The sequence below is a fragment of the Actinophytocola sp. genome, from assembly GCF_035942955.1.
In the GTDB taxonomy this organism is placed as follows: Bacteria; Actinomycetota; Actinomycetes; order Mycobacteriales; family Pseudonocardiaceae; genus DASYTH01.
In genome coordinates, this window is the sequence record NZ_DASZCQ010000289.1 from 1 (window position 1) to 13,415 (window position 13,415).

Below are 13,415 nucleotides of genomic sequence, written 5' to 3' on the forward strand. Positions count from 1 at the left end.
TCCGGTGCACGGCTGTGGACAGGGCTGCCCCGCAATCAGTACACGGGCGCCTGTCCACAGCCGTGCCACGGAACGCCGTGCCCAGCAAGCACAACGGAACCACCCCGGCGTTCCGACGCAGCCGGGAACGGCCGAAAGCAAGAAACCACCACCCAACAACGAAAACCGACCCTCACGCCACCTTCCGCTCCGACCTCGGATCAGGCGAATCAAGCAAGGCCAGCAAAATCTCCCCGTCAGCACGCCCCCCACGGCCATCCCAGAACCGGCACGTTGTCTCGGCGAGCAGCACCGGACGCCGGACCGCGCTTTCGGTGAAGGATACGAGGTCGACCTCGCCACCGAAGGAGGACGAGTCTATCGGCGAGCGGAATGCGCTGTTGAACCGGACGATCAGCATCTCGGGCAGTTGCCTCACCCAATAATCGTCCGTGGCCCAGCCGGCGAGCGCGGGGACCGCCCGCTCCTTGATGGACTTCGCGATCAGGTAGCGGACGAGTTGCTCGTAGCAGATGCTGAATTCCATCGCGTCGAGCTTCCCGGTGTCCAGGATACTCTCCGCACTGTCCACCTGGAACTCACCGCGCGCGGAGGCCAGCCCGTTCCGGACCGTCATCGAGGATGATGTCAGGTACCGGCAATGGGGCTTGTACGGCTGCAGCACCCGCTCCAGCAATTGTGGATCATCAGGGAACCGCGACGCGGTCGCGTCAACCAATCGCAGGACAGACCCGGTCATGTCAGATCTCCTTGGTAGACGGTCCACCTGATGTGCAATTTCTACGGTAATGCGCGGCCGTCACTGGTCGGTAATTGTGGAGTTTTCCGCGTCGAACGCCAACAGCTCGTCGAGGAGATGCTCCACCAGCTCCCTCGGCGTGGGGTGGTCGAAGATCAGGGTGGCGGGCAGCCGCAGCCCGGTGGCCGCGTTGAGCCGGTTGCTCAGCTCGACGCCGGCCAGCGAGTCGAACCCGAAGTCGGTGAAGGCCTCGTCGGGCAGCATCGGGTCGGGCGCGGCGTGTCCGAGCACCGCGACGACGTGCCGGCGAACCAGATCCAGCATGAGCCGGCGCTGCTCGGGCTCCCGCAGGCCGGCAAGGCGCCGGTTCCACGTGCCGGCCGTCGCGGCGGCGCCCGACATCGCGCGGCTCGCGGTGTGCACCAGACCGCGGAAGATCGAAGGGACCACGCCCGATCGGGCCAACGCGCGCAGCGCGGCCGTATCCACTCTGGCCGGTGCGACGAACGCCTTGTCCGCCTCCAGCGCGGCATCGATCAGAGCGAGGCCGTGCTCGACGGAGATGGCGTCGCTGTCCTCAGCCATCCAGGTCGGGTCGGTCTCGCCGGGACGGCCGGTCGTTCCACCCGTCTCCCGCCACCCCCGCCAGATGAGCGAGGTGGCCGGCAGGCCGCGGGCGCGGCGGTACCGGGCGAGAGCGTCGAGGAACGCGTTGCCCGCGGCGTAGTTGCCTTGTCCGGCGATGCCCAGCAGCCCGGCTTCCGAGCAGTACAACACGAACATCGACAGGTCCAGCCCGCTGGTGAGCTCGTGCAGGTGCCACGCTCCGTCCACCTTCGGCCGCAGTGCCGTGTCCAGTTGTTGAGGCGTCAGCGTTTCCACGGTCGCGTCGTCGAGCACACCCGCGGTGTGGATCACTCCGGTCAGCGGGTGCTCCGCGGGAATCGAGGCGATGAGCTCGGCCAGCGCGCCGCGGTCGGCTACATCGCACGCGGCGAACCGCACCCGCGCGCCGTGCGCCGCCAGCTCCGCGGCCAGCTCCGCCGCGTCGTCGGCACGCGGTCCCCTGCGGGTGACCAGCAGGAGGTGCCGAGCCCCGTACCCGGTGACCAGATGGCGGACGATCATCCGGCCGAACGCGCCGGTCGCTCCGGCGATCAGCACGGTGCCGCCGGGGCGCAGCAGTTCCGCGGCCGGCGTGCCGTCCGTTGTGGACATCTCGGCATGGGCGACCCTTGGCACGGTGACCCGGCCGTCCCGCACCGCGAGCTGCGGTTCACCGGTGGCCACGGCGGCCGGCACGGCGTGTCTGGAGACTTCCCGGTCGTCCAGGTCGACGAGCACGAACCGCTCCGGGTTCTCCGACTGCGCCGAACGCAGCAGACCCCACACCGGTGCGTGGGTCAGGTCGGACGGCGGGTCATCCTGTCCAATGAGGACCGCGCCGGATGTCAGCACGACGAGGCGGGTGGCGCAGAGCCGCTCGTCTGCGAGGAACGCCTGCACGTCGGCAAGCACCCGCGCCAGCGTGTCCCGGGCGCCGGACACCACGTCGCCGGCACCCGGTGGGTAGCTCACCACGATCAGGTCGGGCACCGCCGAGCCCCACGTGAGCGCCTCGCCAAGAGCACCGAAGTCCCGGTAGCTTTCCGCACGGATGCCCTGTCCGGCAAAGGTTTCCCGATCGATGACGCTGGCGCCCAGCAATGCCCAACTGTCCTGTGTGTACGCTGAGTCGATGCCGGCCGGGACGTCGACCCAGACCAGGTCGTACAACGAGTCCTCGTGCACGGCGCGGGCGCGGGCAAGCTGCTCGGTCGAGATGGGCCGGAGCGCGACGGACTCGACCGTGGCCACGCCGAGACCAGCGCCGTCGGTGATGGCCATGCGCACCGCGTCCGGCCCGATGCGGGACAGGTGCACCCGTACCGCGGACTTTCCGCTGGCGAGCAACCGCATTCCGGTCCAGGAGAAGGGAAGTCGCGGCCGGGCGAGGTAGGGGTCATCGTCGAGCGCACTCAGCAACACGGGGTGCAGGGCGGCGTCCAGCAGGGCGGGATGCAGCCCGAACCCGGTCGGGTCGGCGCCGGATGGCAGCTCCACCTCGGCGTAGACGTCCGCACCGAGGCGCCAGGCCCGCCGCAGTCCCTTGAAGACCGGGCCGTAGCCGTATCCCCGGTCGGCGAGCCGCGGGTAGGCGTCCGCCAGCTCGACGGGTACCGCACCGATCGGCGGCCAGGCCTGGACATCGGCAGAACCCTCGGCACGGTCCGGTTCGGGTCCTACGACACCCGCGGCGTGCCGCGTCCACGACCGGTCGCCGACCGGGCCAGCGCCCGGTCGCGAGTGGACGGTGAGGGGACGGCGACCCGACGGGTCGGGCGTACCCATGATCAGCTGTAGCTGGACGTCGGTGTGCTCCGGCACCGCCAGCGGCGCCTCGATGGCGAGCTCGGCGAGGTGCGGGCAACCGACCCGGGCACCGGCCTGCACCGCGAGCTCCGCGAACGCGGCGCCGGCCAACAGGACGGTGTCGCTGATCATGCAGTCAGCCAGCCACGGATGGGTGCGCACGGACAACCGGCCGGTGAGCACGGCCTGGTCGCCGTCGACCAGCTCAGCCGCCTCCAGCAGCGGCGGTGCGTCACCCGCCGCCGGAGCGGTCACCACCGGCGCCGGCTCCGCTGGCGCGGGATCGCCATCGCTCATGCCGGACACCTCTCCCAGCAGGTAGCCGGCCAATGCGCCGGGGGACGCGTGGTCGAAGGCCACGGTGGCCGGCAGCCGCAGGCCGGTGGCCGCGTTCAACCGGTTGCGCAGCTCCACCCCGGTCAGCGAGTCAAGGCCCAGCTCGTTGAACGCGCGGTCGGCATCGATGGTGGCCGAGGCGCCGTGGCCGAGCACGGTGGCCACCGTGGTGTTGACCAGATCCCGCACGGCGCGATCGCGTTCGGCGGGCGGCAGGCTCGCCGTCCGCTTCGCCCAGGACGGCGCGGATCCGGTGGCGGCGGCCTCGACGGTGCGCCGGCTCGGCACCTTGACCAGACCGCGGAAGACCGCCGGCAGAAGCCCGGCGCCAGCCTGGGTTCGCAGCGCGGCAAGGTCAAGGCGGGCCGGCACGACCACCGGGCTGTTCGCGGTCAGCGCGGTGTCGAACAACGTGAGGGCCTGTTCCCGGCCGAGCCGGGCGAGGCCGCTTCGGTTCCACCGCGCCAGGTTGGCCTCGTCGAGCGTGTCCGCCATGCCACCGGCCCACAGGCTCCAGGCGAGGGAGGTGGCCGGCAGCGCCCTGGCGCGGCGGTGGTGGGCAAGGGCGTCCAGGAACGCGTTGCCCGCCGCGTAGTTCGCCTGGCCCGCCATGCCGATCGTGCCCACGATGGAGGAGAACAGCACGAACGCCGACAGCGGCAGGTTCCTGGTGAGCTCGTGCAGGTGCCACGCGCCGTCCACCTTGGGCTGTAACACGGTGCTGAGCTGTTGCGGGGTCAGGGATTCGATGGTCCCGTCGTCGAGCACGCCCGCGGTGTGCACCACGCCGGTGAGCGGGCGCTCGAGCGTGTTCAGCAGTACGGCGAGTGCGTCGCGGTCGGCTACGTCGCAGGCGGCGATGGTGACTTCGGCGCCAAGCTCGGTCAGCTCGTCGCGTAGCTCGGTGGCGCCGTCCGCGGCTGGACCGCGTCGACTGGTGAGCAGTAGGTGGCGCACCCCGTGCCGGGTCACCAGATGGCGGGCGAGCAGCGCGCCGAGCGTGCCCGTGGCGCCGGTGACGAGCACCGTTCCGTCCGGCGCGAACGTCCTCAATGGAGGATCGGTGGGCGCGTGCATCCTGGCCAGCCGCGGCGCATGCGCGATTCCCTCGCGCAGGGCGAGCTGCGGCTCGCCGGTCGCCACGGCGGCGGGCAGGGTGGCCAGCGAGGATGGCTGGGCGTCGACGTCGATCAGCATGAGCCGGTCGGGATGCTCCGACTGGGCGGCGCGCACCAGTCCCCAGACCGAGCCGGCCGCGAGGTCCGGAACGTTCTCCTGGGCGCTTCGCACCAGGCCCCACAGGGAATCGGCCGCGAGATCGGGCACGTCGTGCTCGCCGGCGTGCGCCGCGATCGCCCCGCCGGTCAGCAGCACCAGACGCGCGGCGGCGAACCGGTCGTCGGCCAACCAGTGCTGGACGAGGTCGAGCGCGCGGTGCGCCAGCTCGTGCGTGGCCGCAACGATATCGGCCGCCTGCTCCGGGCCGGACAGCGACGCGAGCACCACGTCCGGCACCGGCCCGCCGGCCGCGACCGCCTCGCCGAGCGCGGCAAGATCGGTGTGCCACTCGAGGTCGAGCGCGTCGGTGACGCCGTGGACGTCCTTGCCCACGAAGGCTATCCGGCCGGACGCGGCGGTGGCCGGCACCGTCACCCAGTCCACCCGGTACAGCACGTCGTCCGTCTGCGCGGCGGCGACGGCGAGCTGCTCGGCGGAGATCGAGCGCAGGCTCAGCGAGTCGACCGAGGCGACCGGCTGGCCGGCGCCGTCGGCCACGGTCATGGCCATCCCGTTGCCGGCCGGCGACCAGCGCACCCGCAGCTCGGTGGCGCCCGTGGCGTACAGGGAGACTCCGTTCCAGGAGAACGGAAGCGCGATGCCGCCGTCGGTGCCGCCGGCGTCGAGCACCAGCGGGTGCAGCGCCGCGTCCAGCAACGCCGGATGGATGCCGAACCCGGCGCCGTCGGCGTCGCCGGGCAGCGCGACCTCCGCGTAGATGTCTGCGCCGTGCCGCCAGACCGCGCGCAGGCCGCGGAACAGCGGGCCGTAGCCGTAGCCGAGCTCGGCGAGGCGCTCGTAGCCGCCGTCGAGGTCGATCGGTGACGCGCCGGCCGGGGGCCACTCCCCCAGCTCCACCCCGGTCTCCGGGGCGCCACCGGTCAGCAGGCCGCTGGCGTTCCTGGTCCAGCCACCCTCCGCCGCGTCGCCGTCGAGTCTGGAGTAGACGGTGAAGGTGCGGTCCCCCGACTCGTCCGGACCGCCCACGACCAGCTGCACCTGGACCGCGCCGGGCTCGGGCAGGACCACAGGGGCTTCCAGGGTCAGCTCCGCCACGTGGTCCAGACCCACCTGGTCGCCGGCGCGGATGGCCAGGTCGACAAGGGCCGTGCCGGGCAGCACGACGGTCCCGGCGATCGCGTGATCGGCCAGCCACGGGTACGCGTGCCGGGACAGCCGGCCGGTGAACAGCATCCCGTCGCCGCCGGCCAGGCTCACCGCGGCGCCGAGCAGCGGGTGGTCGGCCCGGTCGAGGCCGAGCTCGGTGGCGTCCTTATCGCTCGCCGTGGTCTCGAGCCAGTAGCGACGGCGCTGGAAGGCATACGTGGGCAGGTCGACCCGGCGGGCGCCAGGGAAGTATCTTGTCCACTGTGGACTCAGTCCTCGGGCGTAGGCGTGTGCGAGCATCGCGGCCACCGAATGGGCCTCCGGACGGTCGCGGCGCAGCACGGGAACGAGCACCGGTTCGGAGTCGCCGTCGCCGAGGCAGTCCTGCGCCATGGCGGTGAGCACGCCGTCCGGACCGAGCTCGACGTAGGTGGTGACGCCGTGCTCGGCGAGGCAACGGACACCGTCGAGGAACCGGACGGCCTGGCGGATGTGCTCGGCCCAGTAGTCCGGCGAGCCCAACTCCGCGGCCGTGGCAACGTCTCCGGTGACATTGGAGACGATGGGAATCCGCGGTTCGTGATAGGTCAGACCGGCGGCGACGGCGCGGAACTCCTCCGCGGCCCGGTCCATGTGCGGGGAGTGGAACGCGTGGCTGACCCGGAGCTGCTTGGTTTTGCGTCCGCGCTCCCGCCACGTGCTCGCGATCTCGCCGGCGAGCTCCGCGTCGCCGGAGATGACGGTCGCGCGTGGACCGTTGAGCGCGGCGATGGCGACCAGGCTTTCGTGGCCGCGGAGCGACTCCAGCACCTCCGCCTCGGTGGCCTGGATCGCGACCATCGCGCCGCCCTCCGGCGCGGCCTGCATCAGCCGGCCGCGGGCGGCGACCAGCGCGCACGCGTCCTCGAGGGACAGCACGCCGGCGACGTGCGCCGCGGCCAGCTCGCCGATGGAGTGGCCGAGCAGGTAGTCGGGCAGCACGCCGTGGTGCTCGAGCAGCCGGAACAGCGCGACCTCGACGGCGAACAGCGCGACCTGGGTGTACCGGGTCTGGTCGAGCAGGGCGGCCTGCGCCGAGCCCTCCGCGGCAAACAGGATCTCCCCAAGGGGACGGTCCAACTGACTGTCTATATTGGTCAGCACGGCGTCCAGCGCCGCGGCGAAGGCCGGGTTGTCCCGGTACAGCTCGCGGCCCATGCCCAGCCGCTGGCTGCCCTGCCCGGTGAACAGGAACGCGGTCCGCCCGGCCCCGCCCGCGTTGCCGCGCACCACCGCCGCGGCGTCCGCACCGGAGGCGAGCGCCGCGAGGCCCCGCATCAGTTCTTCCCGATCGGTGCCGAGGATGACCGCGCGCTCGGCCAGCGCAGTCCGGAAGTTGGCAAGTGTGTACCCGACATCGGCGGGATCCGGAACGGGATCCGCGGCGGTGAGGTGCTGGTGCAGCCGCTCTGCCTGGGCCCGTAGGGCCACGGCGTTGCGTGCCGAGAGCATCCACGGCACGACGCCGGTGGCACGGCGCGGCTCGGCGACCTCGACCGGTGGCGCCGCCTCCTCCACGATGACATGCGCGTTCGTGCCGCTGATGCCGAACGAGGACACGCCCGCACGGCGCGGCCGGTCGGTGCGTGGCCACTGGACGGGCTCGGTCAGCAGCGCGACGTTGCCGGCCGACCAGTCGACGTGCGGCGTCGGCTCGTCCACGTGCAGGGTCCGCGGCAGCACGCCGTTGCGCATCGCGGCGACCATCTTGATGATCCCGCCGATCCCGGCCGCGGCCTGGGAGTGGCCGATGTTGGACTTCAGCGAGCCGAGCCACAGTGGACGGTCTCCCGGCCGGTTCTGGCCGTAGGTGGCCAGGATCGCCTCGGCCTCGATCGGGTCGCCGAGCGACGTCCCGGTGCCGTGCGCCTCGACCGCGTCGACGTCGCCGGTGGACAGTCCGGCGTCGGCCAGCGCAAGGCGGATGACCCGCTCCTGCGACGGGCCGTTCGGCGCGGTGAGCCCGTTGCTCGCGCCGTCGGAGTTGACCGCGGTGCCCCGCACGACGGCCAGCACCGGGTGTCCGTTGGCTCTGGCGTCGGACAGTCGCTCCAGCAGCAGCACGGCAGCGCCCTCGGCCCAGGCCGTGCCGTTCGCGGCTGCGGCGAACGCCTTGCACCGGCCGTCCGGCGACAACCCGCGCTGCCGGCTGAACTCCAGGAACATGCCGGGGCTGGACATGACCGTCGCGCCGCCGGCAAGCGCAAGGCCGCATTCCCCGTGCCGCAGCGCCTTTGCCGCCAGGTGCACCGCGACCAGAGACGACGAGCACGCCGTGTCGACGGTGAGCGCCGGACCCTCCAACCCGAAGGCGTAGGCGATCCGGCCGGACGTGACGCTCGGCGTGGTGCCGGTCAGCAGGTAGCCCTCGAGCCCGTCGGCCGGTTGGTGCAGCCGCGGGCCGTAGTCAAGCGGGGTGGCGCCGACGAACACCCCGACCCGCTGACCGCGCACCGAGCCGGGCAGGATGCCCGACCGTTCGAAGGCCTCCCAGGACACCTCCAGCAGCAGCCGCTGCTGCGGATCCATGGCGGCCGCCTCCCGCGGGCTGATGCCGAAGAACTCCGGGTCGAACTCGTCGGCGCGGTACAGGAATCCGCCCTCGCGCGCGTAGATCTTGCCGACCCGCTCCGGATCCGGGTCGTAGAGACCCTCGACGTCCCAGCCGCGGTTGGTGGGCAGCGCTCCGATCGCGTCGGTTCCGGAGGACACCAGCCGCCACAGGTCCTCGGGCGACTCGACCTCGCCCGGGTACCGGCACGCCATCCCCACGATGGCGATGGCGGTGTCCTCGACGGGCGCGGTCTCCCGCACGACGACAGCGGTGGGCTCGGCCGCGCCGGCCAGCCGCGCACTGAGATGGTCGGCGAGCGCCGCCGGCGTCGGGTAGTTGTAGAGCACGGCCGCCGGCAGGGGCAGGCCGGTCGCCTCGCTGAGCCGGTCCCGCAGCTCCACCGCGGTGAGCGAGTCGAACCCCAGGTCCTTGAACGTCTTGCCGGTGTCCACTGTGTCCGACAAGTCGTACCCGAGCACGACGGCGACGTTGGAGCATACCAGTTCCACTGGTGACTGCCGGACCTCCGGCTCCTGATCGTCCGCAACGTCCACGGTAGACGGTTCAAGGTCAGCCTGCGCGGACGGGGTGTTCCGGACGTCTGGCCAGTACCGCTTGCGCTGGAAGGGATAGGTAGGAAGGGTGACCCGCCGGCCGTGGTCGCCAGCGAGGGCCGCCCAGTCGACGACAGCGCCGGCGCAGTATGCCTGGGCCAGCGCGATGATCAGCGTGGTGGGTTCCGGGCGGTCCCGGCGCAGCACCGAGGTGAGCACCGGCTTGGCCCGCCGCTCCTCGCCGGCCAGGCATTCGCGGGCCACGGCGGTGAGCACGCCGTCCGGGCCGATCTCGACGAACCTGGTGACGCCGAGCTCGCGCAGGCGCAGGAAGCCGTCGTGGAACCGCACCGGCTGCCGGAGGTGCCGTACCCAGAAGTCGGGCGAGTCCAGCTCCCCCGGGGCGGCCGGCTCGCCGGTGAGGTTGGACACCACCGGAATGGCCGGCGGGTGGAAGGTGAGCGTGCGCGCGACCGCGTGGAACTCGGCAAGCACCCCGTCCATGTGCGGCGAGTGGGACGCGCGGCTGATCCGCAGCCGCTTGACCTTGCGGCCCCGCTCCTGCCAAGCGTCCGCGATCCGGCCGGCCACCTCCGCGTCGCCGGAGATGACCGTCTTCTGTGGACCGTTGAGTGCGGCGACGGCCACCCGGTCCTCGTGGCCGGCCAGCGACTCCAGCACCTCCGGCTCCGTGGCCTCGATCGCGATCATGGCGCCATGTTCCGGCGCGGTGTCCATCAGCCGGCCCCGTGCGGCGACAAGGGCGCACGCGTCCGGTATCGACAGCACGCCGGCGACGTGGGCGGCGGCCAGCTCGCCGAGGGAGTGGCCGCTCAGATAGTCCGGGGTGAGGCCGAGGTGGCGCACGAACCGGTACAGCGCCACCTCGATGGCGAACTGGGCGACCTGCGCGTACGCCATCGTGTCGAGCAGGTCGGTCCCGCCGATCCCGGTGAACATCACCTCGAGCACGGGGTGCTCCAGGTGCGGGTCGAGGTGGGCGCACACCTCGTCAAGGGCCTCGGCGAACACCGGGAACGTGCGGTACAGCTCGCGGCCCATGCCGACGCGCTGGCCGCCGTGCCCGGTGAACAGGAACGCGGTCCTGCCGTCGGCCGTGCCGTTGCCCCGCACCACGGCGGGCGCGTCCCGGCCGGCGGCGAGCGCGGCGAGACCCCGCGTCAGGTCCTCGTGGTCGCGGGCGAGCAGCACCGCCCTGTGCTCGAACGGAGTTCTGGTCGTGGCCAGCGAGGTTGCCACGTCCGCGATCGCCAGATCGGGGTGGGCATCGAGATGCTCACCGAGCCGCGCCGCCTGGGCACGCAGCGCGGCGTCGTTGCGACCGGAGAGCACGAACGGCAACGGCGTGCCGACGGGTGTGGGCTCGACCAACCGTCCACTCTCGACAGCCTGAGCGGGTGCCTCGGTGAGCACCAGGTGGCAGTTGGTGCCGCCCATGCCGAACGAGCTGACCCCGGCCAGCAACCGCTGCTCCTCGCATGGCCACGGTCCGAGCCGGGTCTGTACCCGCAGCCGCAGCTCTTCCAGTGGAATGGCCGGGTTGGGCGTCTCGAAGTTCAGGCTCGGTGGCAGCGCGCGGTGGCGGAGGCAGAGCGCCGCCTTGATCAGGCCGACGATGCCGGCCGCGCCCTCCAGGTGGCCGACGTTGGTCTTGGCCGATCCCACCAGCAGCGGCGAGTCCGGTGCGCGGCCCGCGCCGAGCTCCCCGCCGAGCGCCGCCGCTTCGATCGGATCGCCCACCCTGGTCCCGGATCCGTGCAGCTCCACGTACTGCACGTCGGCCATCGGCACCCCGGCGCGCTGGTAGGCCAGCCGGAGCACCTCGCGCTGCGCCGCGGCGCTCGGCACGGTCAGGCCGTCCGTCGCGCCGTCGTTGTTCACCGCGCCGCCGCGGATCACGCAGTAGATCGGATCGCCGTCGGCGACGGCCGCGGCCAGCGGCTTGAGCAGGACCGCTCCCCCGCCCTCGCCCCGCACATAGCCGTTCGCCCTTGCGTCGAAGGTGAAGCAGCGGCCGTCCGGGGAAAGGCCGCCGAACGCGGCCGCCTTCATGGCGGTCTCCGGCACGAGGTTCAGGTTCACCGCGCCGGCGATGGCCAGAGTGGACTCGCCCCGCCGGATGCTCTCGGCCGCGGTGTGCACGGCGACCAGTCCGGACGACTGGGCCGCGTCGATCGTCACGCTGGGACCGCGCAGGCCGAGGGTGTAGGAGATCCGGTTGGCGATGATGCCGCGGTGCAGCCCGGTCAGCGTGTGCGCCGAGATGCCCGCGGCGCCGAGTCGCTGCCACAGCGCGGCATAGTCGTCGGCGATCGCGCCGACGAACACGGCTGTGCGGCTGCCGGCGACCTCGGCCGGCACGATTCCCGCGTCCTCCAAGGCTTCCCAGGCCAGCTCCAGCATCAACCGCTGCTGCGGGTCCATGGCCAGCGCCTCGCGCGGCGAGATCCCGAAGAAGGCGGGGTCGAACCGGTCGACCTCGTCAAGGAACGCGCCGTGCCGGATCCGCGCGGTGCCGTCGTCGAGCTGGGCGTCGACCGCCCAGCGGCCGGCGGGCACCTCGGTGACGGCACAGGTCCCGGTGGTCAGCAACCGCCAGAACGCCGCCGGGTTCTCCGCCATGGGAAGGCGACAGGCCAGCCCGACGATCGCGACAGCCGGGTCGTCCGCCATGCGTATTCACCGCCTCTTTCGGATGCTCAACGCTCGCTGCACCAAGCTGTCGGCATCCATCGCGTCGATCATTTCGGCGTCGTCCGGGGCGGCCGGCTCCTGGTCCCGGGAACCGGCCAGCCGCAACAGGGTGTCGAGAATGCCCGCCGACCTGAGCTCGGCGATGGGCACGGACGCCAGTGCCCGGCGGATCTCCGCCTCGTCGATGTCCGGCTGCTCGGCCGGTTCGCCGCCCGGCACCAGGCTCGCCCGCAGGTGCCTGGCCAGCACGCCGGGGGTGGGGTAGTCGAAGACGAGGGTGGCCGGCAGGCGCAGCCCGGTCGCGGCGTTGAGCCGGTTGCGCAGCTCGACCGCGGTGAGCGAGTCGAACCCGAGGTCGGTGAAGGCCCGGTCCGCGGTGACGGTTCGGGGTGTGGCATGCCCGAGCACGGCGGCGACCTGCGCGCCCACCAGGTCGAGCACCAGCTGCTCCCGGTCCGAAGTAGACAGAGCGGCGAGGCGGTCGCGCAGGGCCGCGGCCTGGTCCGCGTCGGCGGACTGTGCGGTGCGCCGGACCCGCACGAGGCCTTGCAGGACGGCCGGGAGCGGTGCGCCGCGGGCGCGTTCCTGCAGCGCGGCGAGGTCCAGCTTGATCGGCGCCAGCACACCGCTGTCCACCATGGTGGCGGCGTCGAACAGGGCCATGCCCTCCGCCGTGGACAGTGGCTGCACGCCGCTTCGGCTCAACCTGACCCGATCGGCGTCGTCGAGGTGGGCGGTCATGCCGGTGGCCTGTGCCCACATGCCCCAGGCCAGCGCGGTGGCCGGCAGCCCGTGGGCGCGGCGGTGCTGGGCAAGCGCGTCCAGCGCGGCGTTGGCGGCGGCGTAGTTCCCCTGACCGGCGGTGCCCAGAATCCCGGCGACCGAGGAGAACAGCACGAACATCGCCAGATCCAGGCCTCGGGTCAGCTCGTGCAGGTTGACCGCCGCGTCGAGCTTGGGCCGCAACACCCGCTCCACCTGTTGCGGCGTCAGGGATTCGACGGTGGCGTCGTCGAGCACGCCGGCGGCGTGGACGACCCCGGTCAGCGGGTGGTCCAACGAGTCGATCAGCTCGGCCAGCGCGTGCCGGTCGGCCGCGTCGCAGGCGGCAATGGTAACGGTGGCACCAAGTTCGGTCAGCTCGTCGCGTAGTTCGGCGGCGCCGTCGGCGTTCGGGCCGCGGCGACTGGTGAGCACGAGGTGCCGCACTCCGTGCACCTCGACCAGATGCCGAGCCAGGTTGCCGCCGAGGACACCCGTGCCGCCGGTGATCAACACAGCGCCGTCGGGGTCGAGTGGGCGCGGCATGGTCAGCACGATCTTGCCGATCTGCTTGGCCTGGCTCAGGTACCGGAACGCCTCGACCGCCCGGGTGATCTCCCAAGTGGTGATCGGCGGCAACCCCACGGCACCGCGCTCGAACAGCGCCACCAGCTCGTCGAGCGCCGCACCGATCCGCTCCGGGCCGGTCTCCAGCAGGTCGAATGTCTGGTAGCGCACGCCGGCGTGGATCCGGGCAACCTCCTGTGGGTCGCGCCGATCGGTCTTGCCGATCTCGATGAACCGCCCGCCCCTTGGCAAAAGCCGCAGCGACGCGTCGACGAACTCGCCGGCCAGGCAGTCCAGGATCACGTCGACCCCCTGACCGTCGGTGGCGGCCAGGAACTGCTCCTCGAACTCC

3 protein-coding genes are annotated in these 13,415 nt (G+C 72.2%); all 3 read right to left on the reverse strand.

Going from position 1 to position 13,415, the window contains the following annotated elements:
- Positions 1-172: 172 nt before the first annotated feature.
- A complete protein-coding gene (locus VGX25_RS29360; protein WP_326921178.1) occupies positions 173-739 on the reverse strand; it encodes an FcoT family thioesterase in 567 nt (188 codons plus the stop codon).
- A gap of 60 nt (positions 740-799) precedes the next feature.
- Positions 800-11,713: an SDR family NAD(P)-dependent oxidoreductase gene (locus VGX25_RS29365; RefSeq protein WP_326921179.1), complete on the reverse strand. Its 10,914-nt coding sequence runs from the start codon at positions 11,711-11,713 to the stop codon at positions 800-802.
- A gap of 6 nt (positions 11,714-11,719) precedes the next feature.
- A partial coding sequence (locus VGX25_RS29370; RefSeq protein ID WP_326921180.1) for an SDR family NAD(P)-dependent oxidoreductase occupies positions 11,720-13,415 on the reverse strand: 1,696 nt, incomplete at its 5' end.

Bases quoted from the DNA above. Each gene is read 5' to 3' on its own strand.
- VGX25_RS29360 (WP_326921178.1), bottom strand. From the start codon at position 739: ATGACCGGGTCTGTCCTGCGATTGGTTGACGCGACCGCGTCGCGGTTC.
- VGX25_RS29365 (WP_326921179.1), bottom strand. From the start codon at position 11,713: ATGGCGGACGACCCGGCTGTCGCGATCGTCGGGCTGGCCTGTCGCCTT.